This is a genomic window from Sagittula sp. S175, assembly GCF_049800975.1.
Lineage (GTDB): Bacteria > Pseudomonadota > Alphaproteobacteria > Rhodobacterales > Rhodobacteraceae > Sagittula.
Genome location: NZ_JBNAGB010000024.1, coordinates 27930 through 44504, shown reverse-complemented (window position 1 = coordinate 44504; position 16575 = coordinate 27930). Strand labels below are relative to the sequence as shown.

General features: G+C 65.2%; 17 protein-coding genes. 5 read left to right on the top strand and 12 right to left on the bottom strand.

Annotation, left to right across the window (positions count from 1 at the left end):
- Nucleotides 1-118: 118 nt before the first annotated feature.
- The 7 genes from polA to ACP16H_RS21830 all read right to left on the bottom strand — a co-directional run bounded on the left by polA (nt 119) and on the right by ACP16H_RS21830 (nt 6967).
- Entirely contained in the window at nt 119-2917 is a 2799-nt protein-coding gene (polA, locus tag ACP16H_RS21860; RefSeq protein WP_425074352.1) for a DNA polymerase I, read from the bottom strand.
- A 119-nt stretch (nt 2918-3036) separates the two neighbouring features.
- Nucleotides 3037-3216 (bottom strand): zinc-finger domain-containing protein, encoded by a 180-nt coding sequence (locus tag ACP16H_RS21855; RefSeq protein ID WP_425074351.1) that lies wholly within the window; start codon nt 3214-3216, stop codon nt 3037-3039.
- 177 nt (nt 3217-3393) lie between these two features.
- Nucleotides 3394-3999 carry a TIGR02117 family protein gene (locus ACP16H_RS21850; RefSeq protein ID WP_425074350.1) on the bottom strand — a complete coding sequence of 202 codons (606 nt, stop codon included), beginning with the start codon at nt 3997-3999 and terminating at the stop codon, nt 3394-3396.
- Between the two features lie 47 nt (nt 4000-4046).
- Nucleotides 4047-4415: a histidine triad nucleotide-binding protein gene (locus ACP16H_RS21845; protein ID WP_425074349.1), complete on the bottom strand. Its 369-nt coding sequence runs from the start codon at nt 4413-4415 to the stop codon at nt 4047-4049.
- A gap of 66 nt (nt 4416-4481) precedes the next feature.
- Complete coding sequence (locus ACP16H_RS21840) at nt 4482-4841, bottom strand: hypothetical protein (protein ID WP_425074348.1); 360 nt, start codon at nt 4839-4841, stop codon at nt 4482-4484.
- A 51-nt stretch (nt 4842-4892) separates the two neighbouring features.
- Nucleotides 4893-5531, bottom strand: coding sequence for a response regulator (locus ACP16H_RS21835; RefSeq protein ID WP_425074347.1), 639 nt, complete (start codon nt 5529-5531; stop codon nt 4893-4895).
- Nucleotides 5528-6967, bottom strand: coding sequence for a sensor histidine kinase (locus ACP16H_RS21830; RefSeq protein WP_425074346.1), 1440 nt, complete (start codon nt 6965-6967; stop codon nt 5528-5530). The genes ACP16H_RS21835 and ACP16H_RS21830 overlap by 4 nt, the downstream gene beginning before the upstream one ends.
- A 219-nt stretch (nt 6968-7186) precedes the next feature.
- Here ACP16H_RS21830 and ACP16H_RS21825 point away from each other — a divergent pair, with 219 nt between their 5' ends.
- On the top strand, nt 7187-7870 hold the full coding sequence (locus tag ACP16H_RS21825) for a hypothetical protein (protein ID WP_425074345.1): 684 nt from the start codon (nt 7187-7189) through the stop codon (nt 7868-7870).
- 130 nt (nt 7871-8000) lie between these two features.
- On the opposite strand, the gene ACP16H_RS21820 is transcribed toward ACP16H_RS21825, so the two are convergent.
- A complete protein-coding gene (locus ACP16H_RS21820) occupies nt 8001-9578 on the bottom strand; it encodes a DUF5928 domain-containing protein (protein ID WP_425074344.1) in 1578 nt (525 codons plus the stop codon).
- 144 nt (nt 9579-9722) lie between these two features.
- Between ACP16H_RS21820 and ACP16H_RS21815 the strand changes: the two genes are divergently transcribed.
- Complete coding sequence (locus ACP16H_RS21815; RefSeq protein WP_425074343.1) at nt 9723-10541, top strand: sulfotransferase family protein; 819 nt, start codon at nt 9723-9725, stop codon at nt 10539-10541.
- Nucleotides 10541-10924 carry a GFA family protein gene (locus ACP16H_RS21810; RefSeq protein ID WP_425074342.1) on the top strand — a complete coding sequence of 128 codons (384 nt, stop codon included), beginning with the start codon at nt 10541-10543 and terminating at the stop codon, nt 10922-10924. Before ACP16H_RS21815 ends, ACP16H_RS21810 begins: the two co-directional genes overlap by 1 nt.
- Nucleotides 10925-11040: 116 nt before the next feature.
- On the opposite strand, the gene rpiB is transcribed toward ACP16H_RS21810, so the two are convergent.
- Complete coding sequence (gene rpiB, locus ACP16H_RS21805) at nt 11041-11484, bottom strand: ribose 5-phosphate isomerase B (RefSeq protein ID WP_425074341.1); 444 nt, start codon at nt 11482-11484, stop codon at nt 11041-11043.
- A 72-nt stretch (nt 11485-11556) separates the two neighbouring features.
- Nucleotides 11557-12114, bottom strand: coding sequence for a flavodoxin family protein (locus tag ACP16H_RS21800; RefSeq protein WP_425074340.1), 558 nt, complete (start codon nt 12112-12114; stop codon nt 11557-11559).
- A 128-nt stretch (nt 12115-12242) separates the two neighbouring features.
- Here ACP16H_RS21800 and ACP16H_RS21795 point away from each other — a divergent pair, with 128 nt between their 5' ends.
- Complete coding sequence (locus tag ACP16H_RS21795) at nt 12243-12584, top strand: winged helix-turn-helix transcriptional regulator (protein ID WP_425074339.1); 342 nt, start codon at nt 12243-12245, stop codon at nt 12582-12584.
- Nucleotides 12585-12647: 63 nt separating this feature from the next.
- Here the strand turns inward: ACP16H_RS21795 and ACP16H_RS21790 are convergent, their stop codons facing one another.
- Complete coding sequence (locus ACP16H_RS21790) at nt 12648-14051, bottom strand: aspartate aminotransferase family protein (protein ID WP_425074338.1); 1404 nt, start codon at nt 14049-14051, stop codon at nt 12648-12650.
- Nucleotides 14052-14608: 557 nt separating this feature from the next.
- Entirely contained in the window at nt 14609-15268 is a 660-nt protein-coding gene (locus ACP16H_RS21785) for a GntR family transcriptional regulator (protein WP_425074337.1), read from the bottom strand.
- 155 nt (nt 15269-15423) lie between these two features.
- Here ACP16H_RS21785 and ACP16H_RS21780 point away from each other — a divergent pair, with 155 nt between their 5' ends.
- Nucleotides 15424-16518 carry a polyamine ABC transporter substrate-binding protein gene (locus ACP16H_RS21780; RefSeq protein ID WP_425074336.1) on the top strand — a complete coding sequence of 365 codons (1095 nt, stop codon included), beginning with the start codon at nt 15424-15426 and terminating at the stop codon, nt 16516-16518.
- Nucleotides 16519-16575 lie beyond the last annotated feature (57 nt).

Genomic DNA, 16575 nt, shown 5'->3' with positions numbered 1-16575 from the left:
GGACGGGCCTGACGCCCATCCCTTCGAGTTGCTGCATGTATTGGACAGGCAGCACGCATCACGCAATACGCTTTTGCCTACGGATTGGTGTGACACGTTGCGTCAGAGCCTTTGGCGGTCAGTGCGCCTCCGCCCAGTTCGGACCTTGGCCCGCGTCGACCACCAGCGGGACGTCCAGTTTCACCACCGGATCGGCGGCGTTCTCCATGACGTCGCGCGCGACTTTGACGAGGTCGTCGACGGCGTTGGTCTCCACCTCGAAGACAAGTTCGTCGTGCACCTGCAACAGCATGGTGGCGGGGATGCCCTTGATGGCCTCGGGCATGCGGACCATGGCGCGGCGGATGATGTCGGCGGCGGTGCCCTGGATCGGGGCGTTGATGGCGGCGCGTTTCGCGAACCCCGCGCGCGGACCTTTGGCACCGATTTCCGGCGTGTGGATGACGCGGCCAAAGAGGGTTTCGACGCGCTTGTTCTGTTCCGCGAACTTGATGGTGTCGTCCATGTATTGCTTGATGCCGGGGAAGCGTTCGAAATAGCGGTCGATGAAGCCCTGCGCCTCGGCGCGCGGGATGCGCAGGTTGCGGGCGAGGCCGAAGCCCGAGATGCCGTAGATCACGCCAAAGTTGATCGCCTTGGCCTGGCGGCGGATGTCGGGAGTCATCTGGTCGAGCGGCACGTTGAACATCTCGGACGCGGTCATGGCGTGGATGTCCTGGCCCTCGCGGAAGGCCTGTTTCAGCGCGTCGATCCCCGCCATATGCGCGAGGATGCGCAATTCGATCTGGGAATAGTCGAGCGATACCAGCACCTTGCCTTCGGGCGCGATGAAAGCCTCGCGGATGCGGCGGCCTTCCTCGGACCGGACGGGGATGTTCTGGAGGTTCGGTTCGGACGAGGCCATCCGCCCGGTCACCGCCCCGGTCTGCACGTAAGAGGTATGCACGCGCCCGGTGTCGGGGTTGATGTGCTCTTGCAACGCATCCGTGTAGGTGGATTTCAGTTTCGACAGCTGCCGCCAGTCCAGCACGCGGCCCGGCAGGTCGTGTTCCGTGGCGAGATCCTCGAGCACATCGGCGGGGGTGGAGTATTTCCCGGTCTTGCCGGTCTTGCCACCGGGCAGTCCCATCTTGTCGAACAGGATCTCGCCCAGCTGCGCCGGGGAGCCGACGTTGAACTTTTCCCCGGCGAGCTCGTGGATCTCCTCCTCGAGCATCGCCATCTTTTGACTGAAGGCGTTGGACATGCGCGACAGCACGTCGCGATCCACCTTGATCCCGGCCATTTCCATGCCCTTGAGCACGGGGACCAAGGGCCGTTCCAAGGTCTCGTACACCCGCGTCACCCGCGCGCGGTGCAGCTGCGGCTTGAAGGTCAGCGCAAGGCGCAGGGTGATATCCGCATCCTCGGCGGCATAGCCCACGGCCTTGTCGATCGGAACCCGGTCAAAGGTGATCTGCCCCTTGCCCGTCCCCAGCAAGTCCTTGATCGGAATGGGGGTATGCGCCAGATAGCGCTCCGACAGCGCGTCCATGCCATGCCCATGCAACCCGCCGTGCAGCGCGTAGGACATCAGCATCGTATCGTCGAACGGCCCGACCTCTATGCCGTAGCGGCTCAGCACCTTGGCATCGTATTTCATGTTCTGGCCGATCTTCATCACGGCGGGGTCTTCGAGCAGCGGTTTCAACACCTTGAGCGCATCGTCCAGACCGATCTGCCCCGGCGCCTTTTCCTCGGAGGCGAACAGCCCCTCGCCGCCCCCTTCCGCCAGATGCCCCAAGGGGATGTAGCAGGCCTCACCCGGCGCAACCGCCAGCGACACGCCCACCAGATCACAGAGCATTTCGTCCAGACCCGTCGTCTCGGTGTCCACCGCGACCGTCCCCAGATCCCGTGCCCGCGCGATCCAGCGCTCCAGCGCCGCCATGTCCGACACGCACTCATAGCTGGACGGATCAATCGCGGGCCAATCCGGCGCCGCCTCCTCGGCCACGGCCGCCTTGGGCTCGGGGATGGCGGGTGCCTCCACCCCGGCGCTCTCGGCGATGCGCTTGGTCAGGGTGCGGAATTCCATCTTGGTCAGGAAGGCCAGCAGCACCTCCGGGTCCGGCTCCTTTACCTCCAGATCATCCAGACCAAAGGGCAGCTCCATCTCGTCGTCCAGCTTCACCAGCTTCTTAGACAGCTCGATCTGGTCGCGCTTCTCGATCAGCGTCTCACGCCGCTTGGGCTGCTTGATCTCCTCCGCGCGGTCCAGCAATTCCTCCAGCGACCCGAACTCGTTTATCAACAAGGCCGCCGTCTTGATCCCGATCCCCGGCGCGCCCGGCACGTTGTCCACCGAATCTCCGGCCAGCGCCTGCACGTCCACCACGCGCTCCGGCCCAACGCCGAACTTCTCGATCACGCCGTCGCGGTCGATGCGCTTGTTCTTCATCGGGTCGAGCATCTCGACCCCATCGCCCACCAGCTGCATCAGGTCCTTGTCCGAGGACAGGATCGTCACCCGCCCCCCGGCCTCGCGCCCCATGCGCGCCAGCGTCGCCATGATGTCGTCCGCCTCGAAGCCCTCCATCTCCTTGCAGGCGATGTTGAAGGCCTCCGTCGCCTCGCGCGTCAGCGGGATCTGCGGGCGCAGGTCCTCGGGCATGGCCTCGCGGTTGGCCTTGTACTGGTCATACAGATCGTTGCGGAAGGTATGCGAGCCCTTGTCGAAGATCACCGCCACATGGGTCGGCGCATCCGGCCCGTGGTTGTCCTCGACGTAGCGCTGCAACATGTTGCAAAAGCCGGACACCGCCCCGATGGGCAGCTCGTCCGACTTGCGCGTCAACGGCGGCAAGGCATGGAAGGCCCGAAAGATATAGGCCGATCCGTCGATCAGATGCAGGTGACAACCCTTGCCGAAAGCCATGGCGCGCGCTCCTTCAAAGCGTTTCGGGTTTGACGCGAAACGCTGGTCCGCCGCCAGATGTGCCACGCACAGCGCCCGAGGGCCAGCCCCGGAACGCCCTTCACGTCAGGGCAAAGGTGTCAGACCTTGCCTTCGAAATCCTTGTGGACGAGCTTGGCATCGCAATAGGGGCATTCGACAAAGCCCTTGTCCTCGGGGATCTGCAACCAGACGCGCGGATGGCCCAGCGCGCCCTCGCCCCCGTCGCAGGGAACGCGATAGGCTTGCACGATGCGGGTCTCGGGGGCTTCGGTCGTCATGGCGGTCCCTCTTCAGCGATAACCTGAACTCGACAGCGTTATGACCAAAGCCGCGCACGGGGGCAAGCCTGCCCAATGCCGCGCCCCAGCTTCTTCTTGGTAAAAATACTCCGGCCGGAGGCAGCTCCGAGGCGCAGCCGAGGTATCCAGCGCGCGGCGCAGCCGCGCTCGATCAGATCACGGCTGGTAGGCCGCCAATGACAGCGTCACCGCATAAGGCGTGGGCGTCCAGCGCCCGAACCGCACTCCGGCCTCTGCCAGAACCTCCGCCACCCAGACATTGCAGGTGCGCAGCAGGTGAAACCTGCCCCGCGCTGCAAAGAACCGGTCATAGGCCGTGAACCCGGCCCCGGCGATCAAATCCGGCTCCGGCGCGCTCGCCAGAATCGCCGCCCTGAGGCGCGCATACTCCGCCTCGGTCAGGTCCAGGGGCCGCCCCCTCGGCCCCGGCCCTCCGGCCACCGACACATGCAGCACCGACCGATCCCCGGTCACGGCGCGCCACACAGGTCCCGCCTGCACGTCGGCATAACCGCCCGTCGCGGTGTAAAACGCCCGCGCGCCCCAGCCCGCCACGATCCACGCTGCCCCGGGATCGCCCAGCGGCACACCCGCCGCCGCAGCGAAATCAAACGCCGCCCGCGTTTCGGCATCGTTGGGCAAGAGAAAGTCGTAGTGAATCGGCCCCGCCACCAGCCAGACGGTGACCGGCCCGTCACCGCCGCCCGCGTGACCGTTGGGCCACAGCGCGCCCACCACGGCGGCCAGCAGGTAGATCGACACGAAAACGGGCCCCGCCAGCAGGGCCCGCCATAACCACCTCACCCGGGTCACGCCGGTTGCAGCATCCGGCCCAGACGCCGCCCTGCCAGCACGTGTACGTGCAGATGCGGCACCTCCTGCACGCCGTTCTCGCCCGCGTTGGCGATCAGTCGCCAGCCATCGGCCTCCAGACCCTCCATCCGGCAGACCTCGCCCACGGCACGGATGTAATCGACGATCTCAGCGTCCGACGCCTCCTGCGCGAAGTGGTCAAAGCACACATACGGCCCCTTGGGGATCACCAGCACATGCACCGGAGCCTGCGGGGCGATGTCCCGGAAGGCCAGCGAATGCTCGGTCTCCAGCACGGTGTTGTTGGGAATCTCGCCGCGCAGGATCTTCGCAAAGATGTTCTGGTCGTCGTAGGTATGGGCCATGTCGTCCTCATGTGCAGATTTGCCCGCATCAAGGCGCAAATCCGGACGGGGCGCAAGCCACCTGCCTTAGCGCACCCGCTCGACATACCCACCGAAACCACAGGCCGCGCCGTGCAACGATGTGCATTCCGGTCCGGGCTTCAGATACATGTAAAACGCGCCATCCACCTCAAGCCGCACGGCGCAACCATCCGTCTTGTACCCACTCGACAGCAGGAAAACCTCGCCACGCGGGTTCCGCGCCAGATGCCCCTCGACGAAGCCCACGCAATTCGCCGCCTTGAGGAAGATCGCCGCCTCGCGCCCATCCACAACCACCCTCAGCCGCCCGTTGTATTCCGCCGAACCTTCATAGGTGCCGCTCTTGGGAAAAGGCTCCGCCGCCAAAGGCGCGGCCATCAGCAACAAGACGAAAAGGAACCGCATGAGCCGCCTCCGGAGAAAACCCCAGTCTCGGCGGTGGCAATGAAAAAGCCGTTAAATCCCCATGTCCCGCGCCTTGAGCGCCGCCTCGACCCGGTTCCGCACCTGCAACTTCTGCAAGATGTTGGTCATGTAGTGCTTCACCGTCTTTTCCTGCAAATCCAGTGCGCGGGCGATTTCCTTGTTGCTCTGGCCCGTCGCCACGAGCCGCAGGATGGACACCTCGCGTTCGCTCAGCCCCTCGTCGTCGGTCTCCCGCCGAGCGGATCGGTCCTGCATCGCCGCCAGTACCCGGGCCGCCAGCGCGGGCGAGACGTAGGAATTCCCCTCCGCCACGTTGAGCAGGATGCCGGTCAGTTCGTCCGCCGCCACGCCCTTCAGCGCGTAGCCCCGCGCCCCGGCCTTCAGCGCGGCGATGACGTCCTCGTCGGCCTCCGACACGGTCAGCATGACGATGCGCACCGCCGGAAAGCGCCGGGCGATCTCGGACGCGGCCTCCAGCCCCGAGCCGGGCATGGAGATGTCCAGAAGCGCGATGTCGGGCATATGCGCCTCGACCGCCGCCACAGCCTCTTCAGCCGATCCGGCCTGCGCCACCACGTCGAAACTGCCGTGTTCCTGCAAGGTCAGCACCACGCCGCCGCGAAACAGCGGGTGGTCGTCGGCCACGACGATCTGCACGCGCCCGGTCAAGCCAGCGCCTCGGCATGCAGGACCATGGACAGATGGGTGCCCATGCCGGGGTGCGTCTCGACGTTGAATTCGCCGCCGATGCTTTCGACCCGTTCGCGCAGCCCGTTCAGGCCAAGGCCGATGCCCGCCGTCTGCTCCATGTCGAAGCCCGGCCCGCGGTCCGTCACCGCCACCATCAGGCAGCCACCTGCCCACCAGGCATTGACCTCCACCGGAGCCTCCGGCGCATGGCGAAAGGCGTTCATCAGCCCTTCCTGCACGAAGCGGTAGATGCAGATCAGGATCGGATGCGGCAGCACGGCGGGCAGGTCGGTGTCGCCGAAACCGCGCACGACTCGCGCGCCGGTCCGCCGTTCATGCGCGTCGATGGCCATTTCCAAAGTTTCCGCCGCAGACCGCCCGCTGAGCACCGGCAGGGTCAGCCCCCGGCACAGGTCGCGCACGTCCTTCAAGGCCTCGTCCAGCGTGGCGCGCAGATTCTGCGCCTCGGGGTCGTCCTTCGCCACCGAGGCGCGCCGCATCAGCGCATCCAGCCGCAGCGAGGCCAGCGCAAGCGCCTGCGCCGGACCGTCATGCAATTCGGCACTGACCCGGCGCATGTAACGCTCATTGGTCTCGGCCCCACGGCGCGAGGCATCCTGAACCCGCGTCCTAAGCGCCTCGTTCTGCGCGCTGACCCTCGCCAGTTCCGCCAGCTGCCCGGTCAGGGCGCGCGTCTGGCTGGCGATGGTGCGACTGCCCGACCGCACGATGCCAAACAGCGCGAGGAAGGTCACCAGCGTCACCGCCGCCACCACGGCCCAGGCGCGAGCATGGGCCGCGCGCAGGTCTGCCTCCAGCTCGGTTGCATCGAGGTAGAATTCCGCCACGGCGATGATCTCTCCGCTCAGGATCGAATGGATGGGGTTGTAGACCTCCAACAACGCCACACCCTGCTCGCGCTCGCGCGCGTTCTCGGCGTCGGTCAGGTCGTCGAAGGAGGCGTTCAGATGCCCCTGCCACGCCTCGCGCAGGTCCTCGCTGGGGTCGAAGATCTGTCCGATCAACTCGGGATCGCTGCTGAAGGCGATCAGCCCGTCATGGCGCCAGATCTTTACCCCGACGACCCGTTCCGACAGGGGCGACTGCATCAAAAGCGCCTGCATCCGCGCAATGGTGTCGGGCGACAGGCGTTCGGCGTCCACCAGTTCCTGGCTCAGCGGTGCGATGAAGCTTTCCATGTAGACGGCGCTGGAAATGGCGGAATTGCGCACCACGCCGTCCTCGATGGAACGGCTGACGATGCTGCCGGTCACCAGCATCCCCACAAGCGTCACGAGGCTCCCCGTCAAGGCAAAGCGGTGGTGCAGGGGCAAGGCCCGCACGCGCGACACGAGGTGTCCGAGCCGTGCCCTGAGGGGCGTCCGCTCTGCCTCGATCTCTGTCACGACGGTCATTGCCCCTGCTTTCCGTGAGTGTCGTCCTCGCCATCAGGCCGCCTGCGCCGCTGTTGCGCAAGCCCTTTCAGACCTTGGTCCGAAGCGCTGCACGACAGACGTCCGACCCGCCTCAGCAGAGGTCTACCCCCCGTCGCGCTCTTTTCCCGGGTGTGTTTGGCTGGTCTCAGCCGGGCAATGACGCCCCGCCCAAGGCATTCATTATCGGAGGAGAAGACCATGACCACAAAGCTGCACACGTCACTGTTGGCCCTCGTCGCCAGCGCATTGGCCCTCGGCCTGCCCGCCACCGCCAACGCGGCGGCGCCCGGCTTTTCCGTCGCAAAGGGGTGGACGGTGAACCGCGCGACCGACGCACCGATCCTGGCCCGCCGTGGGCGCGGTGCCGACGATGGCGCGGACCATGACGCAGGCGACGACCGCCGGGGACGCGGGCGCGGCACCGATGATGCGGTCCTCCCCTTCACCCCCCGCTTCAGCCTTGCCAAGGGCTTTGGCTCGGACGACATTTCGGGGATGATTATCCTCGCCCGCCAGGGCCGGGACGGCGATGATCGCGGCGGCGACGATCGGGGACGCGGCGGGGACGACTCCCGTGGCGGCGACGACCGCGGCCGGGGCCGGGGCAGCGACGATGGCCCCAACCACGACGCAAACGATGACCGTGGGCGCGGTCGCGACCGGGGCTTCGACGACAGCCCCAGCCGCAGCGCGAATGACGATCACGGCCGGCGCGGGCGGGGTGCCGACGATGGCGCGGCCCACCACGCCGGGGGAGACGACCACCGGTCGCGCAGCCGCACGGGCGGCACGGCCAGCGGACCGGGCTATTACATCGCCGAGGACGGCTTTACCCACATCCGTCGCGGACGTGGCACGGACGATGGCCCCAACCATCGCTGACCGCGCTGCGACCCGGGCGCGGGCCTGAATCCCAACCCGGACACAAGCCCACGCCCGAACGGGTCAGCCCTGCCACGCCGTCCCGGCGTGCCCGGCTGGCCCGTTTCCGTTCTGGACTCCGGGCCCCGGATCAATCCGCGAAAAGGTGATCCAGCCTGACAATATCCTGCGCCACGCCCTCCGGCACGGTCAGGAATTCGGCAACGGCACGTGCGTTGATCTCCATCGGGTCGATTTCGCGCATATGCATGTGGTGATCGAACTCCGCATCCCGGATGCGATCCGACTCGTGGATCATGTCATTGCGCACCGTTGGCAGCAGGCGTTCGATGGTCTCACGCGGGGTGCGGTCGCCCGCCAGACCGACGCGCATGGCATGGCCGATCAGGTAATCGTCCGAGAACTGGCACTCGATCTCCAGGAACCGCGTCGTGGACCGGTCGCGCCCGAAATCCTCCAGCAGGTCAAGGTTCGCCGGGTCCATGCAGACCAGCAGCCGATCCGTTTCATAGTAATCGAACAGCATCCGCATCAGCGCCCGGCGGTGGCGGTGGCGTTTGCCCATGGTGGACTGAATGCCGCCCAGATCGGGCAACTGGCAGCTGTCCTCGTTGAACAGGTATTCGACGCAGGGGATATTGGTCATCTTGCGCACGCGCTCCACCAGTCGCTTGGCGACGTGCCATTTCTTGCAGACCACGATCAGCAGCTCGCGCTCGCGGCCCAGCGAGCTTTCCTTCTCCCAGAAACGCGGCGCGAAACGGCGCCCGATCCGGCCCTTGCCGGACAGGAACTTGAACAGCGACCGCCCCTCGTTGGAGATCTGGAACTTTGCCCCCTCGGACGAGAACAGCACGCCCAAGCGACGCTTCAGCTCCAGCGCCTCGGGGCTGATCTTGCGCGCAAACAGAAAGTCCTGGCTCAGCAACAGATCGTAGTGGTCGTTGTAGAACACCACCGGCATCCCGTATTCCGTGAACATCAGGAAGGTCAGCGTGCGGCTTTCGATCTCGTGTTCGGGCACGAGGTGGCGCACAAGCGTCTGGAAAAACGTCTCGTCAGGGATCCACGTGGTCGAGAAGAACCGCATTACGTCCCGACGCTTGCGCGTGAAATCGAGGATCCACTCGATCGTCCGCCGCCGCAGGCACCACCATTGGGACCCGATCATCACGTCGATGTCGTGCGGGATCTCGCGCGTCATCCCCAGCCGTTTCTGCGCCTCGAACATCCAGTAGAACCGCCGCTTCTGCGTGCGTTCGTTGAACCAGTGACGGTAGATCAGCCGCTCTTCCTTCCAGCCGGTCTTGATCCAGTCGGAATTGAAGTAATCGAAGCTTTCGATGTAGTCCTTGTCGTGCTTGTCGAGAAAGTCGTGCGCGTATTCCGCCGACTTGATCGCCATGCAGTCCCCCGACAGCATGTAGAAATGTGTCGCGCGGGGAAAGGCATCCACCGCCGCCTCCACCGCCTTCAGCGTCGCAGCCACCAGCGACCATTCCCCCCAGCCACACCTCACGCGCTTCCGGGCAAAGGCGACATTCGGGTTGTTCTTCAGGGCATTGCGAATCTTTGCGTAATGCTCGGGGCTGGCGGAAGCGTCAAAGTGAATGGCCATGTAGTCGCCCACCGCGGTCAGGCTCTGCGCCTGGCGGATGATGGCGTCTGGGTCCTTGTGACACAGCAGGATGAAGGCAATTTTCGCCATTCAGGAAACGGTCTGCCTTAGTTTTGCCAGATTGTTTATGGTATTAGAGGTGAACGGGCGTTGAATAAACCGTAAATCTTTGGTTTTTTGGCATAGCTGCGCCGCAGCACACCAAAGAACAACAGGCAACCGGGGCAGAGTTACATGGGTTTTCCAGGAACGTGGATGACCGAGAGCGAGAGCGTGGTGTATCGGGTCGTCCCGAAATGCGCCTGCTCGACCATTGGTCAGATCATGTATTACTCCGATCATGGCGAATTCTTCGACGGTGACATCCACGACGCCACGGCGGGGATGCACAAATGGGCCATCGAAGACAGCCAGCCGAAGATCAAGGCCAACGTCAAGACGCGCACCTCCTATACGTTCACATGCGTGCGCAACCCGTACACGCGTATCCTTTCGTCTTTCTTTGACAAGATCTGCGGCATCCAGCGCAACGGGCGGCGGTATCGCGGCAACCTCGTGCCGCTGCTGATCCAGAAATACGGCATCGAGGTCGGCGGCGACGACGGCAAGGACGACTTCGACCAGATCCGCAGCTTCCGTCGTTTCCTGCTGTTCGCCCGCGACACTATCCGCTGGCGCCGCCCGATGGAGCCGGACATCCACTGGTCCGCCATGTCGGGGCATGTCAGCACGTTCATCGTGAACGGCGGCAGGTATAACAAGATCTTCTGGACCGAGAAGTTCAACGAGGGGATGCAGGAGGTGCTCGACCACATCGACACGCCGCATGCCATCGACCTGGCGACCATCCCGCGCTTCAACGAATCCGAAGGCCACGGGCCCAAGCGCGCGCATCCGGTCGAGGACTACTTCGACGACCTGTCGATGCATCTGGTGTACGAGATCTACAAACGCGATTTCGACCTGTTCAAATACGATTTCGAGAACCCGGGCAACAAGATGCCCACCGCCGAGATCGACCTGGACGAGGTCCACGCCAAGCTGGGCGACTGATGCGCGGAAGCTGCCTCTGCGGCGCGGTGTCCTTTACGGTCACCGGGGGACCGGCGGCCTTCTATCTGTGCCATTGTTCGCGCTGCCGCAAGGGCAGCGGATCGGCCCACGCGGCGAACCTGTTCGTGCCCGGCGGGCAGATCGCGTGGTCTGGCGGCCCGCGCGCCCATTACGCGGTGCCCGAAAGCCGCCACCAACGCTGCTTTTGCCCCACCTGCGGAAGCGCCCTTCCGGTCGAGGCCACAGACCTGCTGGTGATCCCCGCAGGGGCGCTGGACACTCCGGTCGCGCTGCGCCCCGCAGCCCACATCTGCTGCGCCGACCGTGCAGAATGGGACCATGACCTGAACGACGTTCCCAACCTTCCGGGGCTTCCCGGCTGACAGACGCCTGTCATGGCGCCGCTGGCCTGTCGGGATACTGCCTGTCAGAATACTGGCACTTCGGGATGCCGGGCTGTCCTGCAACCGCGGCACCCCGTGAGGCTTTGCGATGCGGCTTACGCTTCCATCGCCTTGATCATGTCAACGCGCGTGCCATGGCGGCCGCCTTCGAACTCTGTCTCCAGAAACGCATCCACGATCGCCAGCGCAAGGCCCGGGCCAACCACCCGCTCGCCGATGGACAGGATCTGCGCGTCGTTGTGTGCACGTATCATCCGGGCCGAGAACTCGTCGGCGCAGACGCCGCAGCGGATGCCCTTCACCTTGTTCGCGGCCATCATGATGCCCTGCCCGGTGCCGCAGAGGATGATGCCGAACCGGCAATCGCCGGAGGCGACCTTTTCCGCCGCCGCCTGACCGTGCAGCGGGTAATGCGTGCTTTCGGGCGTGGTCGGGCCGATGTCCACGGCCTCCCAGCCCTTGGCCTCGATATGCTTGGCGATCTGCTGGCGCAGGGCGATGGCGGCGTGATCGGACGACAGGACGATGCGCTTGTTCATGGGCGGGCTCCGTGTGGCAGGCGGGGATTTGTCAGGCAGCCCCCTAGCACGGAGCCCGCCCTTTGCCCAGCGCTACGCCGCCACCAGCAGCGACGCGATGCGGGCGCCATAGTCGCGGGCCGAAGCGAGGTCGCCCACGGTCGGCCCCTGCTCGGGCGTGCTGTCAGAGGGCGACGTCGCCAGCGCGCCCAGCGATCCGCCGGCCCAGTTCGTGTCGGCATGGGTCGAGGCCAGCGCATTGGCCGGCATCTGCCCAAGGCTGACCCACAACCCGCCATGCTGCGCGGCAAAGGTGGCAAGCCAGAGCATCGTCATCGCCTTGTCGCCATTGGTCGAGGCCGAGTTGGTAAACCCGCCCATCAGCTTGCCGGACCAGCTTTGCGTCATCCAGCGCTTTGACGAGGTATCGGCGAATTTCTTGAACTGCCACATGACGTTGCCCATGTAGGTCGGGCTGCCAAAGACGATGGCGTCGGCGGTGTCCAGCGCCTCCCAGCCCTCCTCGGGCAGGGTCCCATCGGCGTCCAGCTTCCACAGCCGCGCGGCATTTCCGCCACCCTCTGCCAAGGCCTGCGCCTGCCGGTCGGTATGGCCGTAGCCGGATGTGTAGACGATTTCGATACGGGGCATTTTACTCTCCTGTTTACGGGTATCGTCGGCCGACACAGGAGAGGTTAGGCCCTTTACTTTCTTATGGTAAGTAGGCACCAATTGGTAACTAAAGGGATTTCGCGAACAAATCTGTCAGGAGGCCACGGATGGGCAAATGCGACGTCGAACAGGTGCTGCGCCTGCTCTCCGGGCGCTGGACGCTGTACATCCTCTGGCGGCTCGACGACCGTGGCCCGCAGCGGTTCAACGCGCTGCAAAAACTGATCCCCGGCATCTCGCAGAAGGTCCTGACCGAGCGGCTGAAAACGCTGGAATCGGCGGGCCTCATCCACCGCGACTACAAACCCACGGTCCCGCCCGAGGTCACCTACAGCCTCACTCCGCGCGGGGTAGAACTCCGCGCCACGTTGGGCGAGATTGCGCAGGTCAGCCGCCACTGGGCGGAGGATGGCTGGACGCTGGAGGGCGGATTTCCCACGCCCGCCTGACCCCGCAAAGGAAAAGGGCGGGACCGAAGCCCCGCCCGAATCATCGCGATGCGCCCCCCCCCGTCAGACCGAGGGGATGGCCACCATCAGCCCCTGCTCCTGCAACTGTACATGCGCCTCGTCGAGGCTCTTCCACGCGCGTTCGATCAGGGTGTCGATCTCGGCATGGCTGATCACCAGCGGCGGGGAAATGATCATGCGGTCATAGACATGGCGCATGATGAGGTTGTTGGCAAAGCACCGCTCGCGCGTGATGAAGCCCGCGGTCCCAGCCTCGGCGGCGAACTTCGCGCGGCTGGCCTTGTCCGGGGTCAGCGCGATGGAGCCCATGAGGCCGACGATCTTCGCCTCGCCCACCAGCGGGTGCGCGGTCAGGCTCTCGAACTTCTCCTTGAGGTAAGGCGCCACCTCGTCGCGTGCGCGGTCAACGATGCCTTCCTCGTCCAGCAGGCGCAGGTTCTCCAGCGCCACCGCGCAGGCCACGGGATGCCCGGAGTAGGTGTAACCGTGGTTAAACTCGACGTTGCCGATCACCGCCGCGACCTTGTCGGACACGATCGACGCGCCGATGGGCTGGTAGCCCGAGGACAGGCCCTTCGCCACGGTCATGATGTCGGGACGGATGTCCATGGTCTGCGAGCCGAACCATTGGCCGGTGCGCCCGAAGCCGGTGATGACCTCGTCCGCGATCAACAGGATGCCGTACTTGTCGACGATGCGCTGGATTTCCGGCCAATAGGTCGCGGGCGGCACGATCACGCCCCCGGCGCCCTGGATCGGCTCTGCGATGAAGGCCGCCACGGTGTCCGGCCCCAGTTCGAGGATCTTCTCCTCCAGCAGTTGCGCCCGCGCCAGGCCGAAGTCCTCCGGCGACATGTTCCGGCCCTCGAGATACCAATGCGGCTGCTCGATGTGGTGAATGCCGGGGATCGGCATGCCGCCCTGCGCGTGCATCCCCTTCATGCCGCCCAGCGACCCCGAGCCCACGCAGGACCCGTGGTAGCCGTTCCAGCGCGAGATCACGTTGTGCCGCCCCGGCTGGCCCTTCTCGTCCCAATAGGTGCGCACCATGCGCAGGTTGGTGTCGTTCGCCTCGGAGCCCGAGTTGGCAAAGAACACGTGGTTCAGATCGCCCGGCGCCAGTTCCGCCAACCGCGCCGCGAGGTTGATCGCGGGGACGTGGCTGGTCTGGAAGAACGTGTTGTAGAACGGCAGTTCGCGCATCTGCCGCGCGGCGGCCTCGGCCAGTTCCTCGCGGCCATAGCCCACGTTGACGCACCACAGCCCGGCCATGGCGTCGAGGATGCGGTTGCCGTCCGAATCGTTCAGCCAGCACCCCTCGGCCCGCGTGATGATCCGCGCGCCCTTTTCACTCAAACCCTGCGCATGGGTGAACGGATGCAGGTGATGCGCGGCGTCCAGCGCCTGCAACTCGGCGGTCGGGGAATTCGGGGTGAGGATGTTCATAAGCGCCTCCTTGGGTCTCGTCCGGAGAATATGATCAAATTATGCACTGTCAATCGAATCAGGCTGCGCAAGCCCCGCCTTGCGCAGCCCGTGGGGTGAGCGCCCGCACCGCGTCAGCGGCGAAGTGTCCGGGGGACACTTCGGGGAGCGAACGGGCGAAGCCCCGGGATGTCTTTCCAGAGGAAAGGCACAGCCCACTCCCTCACCATACCGAGCGCAACACCAGACCGCGCGTCCCGAACCGCAAGCGACCTCCGTGGCGTCCGCCCTCACGACACTGGGCAACCCCAAAGGGGGGCGCTGCCCCGTCTCCTACGGAGGTACTTGGACCAAGAAGAAGCACAAGAGACCCCCCAGTTTCTTTGGTTTCCCAAATACCCTCGGGGGAGTCGCTCCAAAGGAGCGACGGGGGCAGCGCCCCCAACCTCCCAGCCCTCCGAAACCAAACTGCCAGAGAAGATTATTCTTCAAAGGGATGGCCGGGGTGGGCGGGACGATTTTGGCGGCAGCCAAAGAGGTACGCCGCCCCGGAGCTAGGACGGCACGGGATAAGAAACTCAGACCGCCGCTGCGATCATCTCCATGCCCTGCCGCACGTCTCCGCGCACGGCCTCGGCGGCCGCCTCGGCGTCGCCCACCTCCAGCGCCACCAGCACCTCCTTGTGCAGGTCACGCAGGGACCGCGTGCCAACCTGTCCGCAGACCACCCGCAAGGATGGCCCGAATCGCAGCCACAGGCTTTCGGTCAGGGACGTCAGGATCGGCGCGGCCGCCTGCGCGTTCAGCGCCGCGTGAAAGGCGAAATTCTCGCGCAGGTAAGCCTCGACGTCGCCGCGCGCGATGCCCCGGTCCAGCCGCGCGTCGATCTCGCGCAGCAGGGCGATCGCCTCGGGGGTCGCCCGTTCCGCCGCCCGCGCCGCAAGCCGCGGCTCGATGGCCAGCCGCGCCTCTGTCAGGTCCTCCACCGCCGCCGCCGTCAGCACCGGCACCACGATGCGCCGGTTGCCCAAGGCCTCCAGCGCGCCCTCGGCTGTCAGCCGCCGCAAGGCCTCGCGCACCGGGGTCATGCCCGCGCCCAGCCGCTCCACGATGCCCTGGATCGTGACGGGTTCTCCCGGGGCGAGCGCACCGAACAGCACCATGTCACGCAGCGCGCGATACACCTGTTCATGAGCCGGGACACCTGCACCGGACGCACGCTCCGCCTCATCTTTCACCACGTGCCTCCCCCTTGCGCATTTCCTGGATCGTCGGCGCTTGCGCCCGCTTTAACACCATGGAAACATCGCCCAAGTTGCCACATCTTGCAACTTATGATCAAAATCCTGGTACGGGGGCCGACAGACGCCCCGCGACCGACGGGAGATACCGCATGACCCAGACCAAACTGCCGATCCTGGCAACGCTCACCGCCTCGATGCTGACCGCCACCATGGCTTCCGCCGAGGAAGTCCGCGTCTACAACTGGTCCGATTACATCGACGAAGCCCTGCTGGAGAAGTTCAAGACCGAGACCGGCATCGACCTCGTCTACGACGTCTTCGACAGCAACGAACTGCTGGAAACCAAGATGCTGGCAGGCGGCTCCGGTTACGACGTCGTCGTGCCCACCGGCACCTTCCTGCAGCGCCAGATCATGGCCGGCGCCTTTCAGAAGCTGGACAAGTCCAAGCTGCCGAACCTCGAAAACATGTGGGACGTGATCGAAGAACGCACCGCCAAGTACGACCCCGGCAACGAATATGCCATCAACTACATGTGGGGCACCACCGGCATCGGCGTGAACGTCAACAAGGTCAAGGAAGTCCTCGGCGAAGACGCGCCGCTGGACAGCTGGGACCTGGTGTTCAAGCCCGAGAACATGGAAAAGCTGGCCTCCTGCGGCGTCCACTTCCTGGATGCCCCGGCGGAAATGCTGCCCGCCGCGCTGAACTACATCGGCGAGGACCCCGACAGCCATGACCCGGCGGTCATCGAAAAGGCCGAAGGCGTCTACACCCCGATCGCGCAATACATCCAGAAATTCCACAGCTCCGAGTACATCAACGCGCTGGCCAACGGCGAGATCTGCGTGGCCGTGGGCTGGTCGGGCGACATCATCCAAGCGCAGTCCCGCGCCGCCGAGGCCGACAACGGCGTCGAGATCACCTACGTCATCCCCAAGGAAGGCGCCCAGATGTGGTTCGACATGATGGCCATCCCGGTCGACGCGCCGAACCCGGACGCCGCGCACAAGTTCCTGAACTTCATCATGGACGCGCAGAACATGGCGGACGCCTCGAACTACGTCTATTACGCCAACGGCAACAAGGCCTCGCAGGCGCTGCTGAACGAGGACGTCATCGGCGATCCCTCGATTTACCCGGACGATGCGACCATGGCGAACACCTACACCACGACTCCCTACGAGCCGAACGTGCAGCGCGTTGTCACCCGCCTCTGGACCAAGATCAAGTCGGGCACCTGACCGGTCTCCCGGACCAGATCCCAAAGTGAAACACCCGCCCCGGCCTTGCGCCGGGGC

Coding starts and splice junctions, on each gene's coding strand:
- polA (WP_425074352.1), bottom strand. CDS start 2,917: ATGGCTTTCGGCAAGGGTTGTCACCTGCATCTGATCGACGGATCGGCC.
- ACP16H_RS21855 (WP_425074351.1), bottom strand. CDS start 3,216: ATGACGACCGAAGCCCCCGAGACCCGCATCGTGCAAGCCTATCGCGTT.
- ACP16H_RS21845 (WP_425074349.1), bottom strand. CDS start 4,415: ATGGCCCATACCTACGACGACCAGAACATCTTTGCGAAGATCCTGCGC.
- ACP16H_RS21840 (WP_425074348.1), bottom strand. CDS start 4,841: ATGCGGTTCCTTTTCGTCTTGTTGCTGATGGCCGCGCCTTTGGCGGCG.
- ACP16H_RS21830 (WP_425074346.1), bottom strand. CDS start 6,967: ATGACCGTCGTGACAGAGATCGAGGCAGAGCGGACGCCCCTCAGGGCA.
- ACP16H_RS21825 (WP_425074345.1), top strand. CDS start 7,187: ATGACCACAAAGCTGCACACGTCACTGTTGGCCCTCGTCGCCAGCGCA.
- ACP16H_RS21820 (WP_425074344.1), bottom strand. CDS start 9,578: ATGGCGAAAATTGCCTTCATCCTGCTGTGTCACAAGGACCCAGACGCC.
- ACP16H_RS21815 (WP_425074343.1), top strand. CDS start 9,723: ATGGGTTTTCCAGGAACGTGGATGACCGAGAGCGAGAGCGTGGTGTAT.
- ACP16H_RS21810 (WP_425074342.1), top strand. CDS start 10,541: ATGCGCGGAAGCTGCCTCTGCGGCGCGGTGTCCTTTACGGTCACCGGG.
- rpiB (WP_425074341.1), bottom strand. CDS start 11,484: ATGAACAAGCGCATCGTCCTGTCGTCCGATCACGCCGCCATCGCCCTG.
- ACP16H_RS21800 (WP_425074340.1), bottom strand. CDS start 12,114: ATGCCCCGTATCGAAATCGTCTACACATCCGGCTACGGCCATACCGAC.
- ACP16H_RS21795 (WP_425074339.1), top strand. CDS start 12,243: ATGGGCAAATGCGACGTCGAACAGGTGCTGCGCCTGCTCTCCGGGCGC.
- ACP16H_RS21790 (WP_425074338.1), bottom strand. CDS start 14,051: ATGAACATCCTCACCCCGAATTCCCCGACCGCCGAGTTGCAGGCGCTG.
- ACP16H_RS21780 (WP_425074336.1), top strand. CDS start 15,424: ATGACCCAGACCAAACTGCCGATCCTGGCAACGCTCACCGCCTCGATG.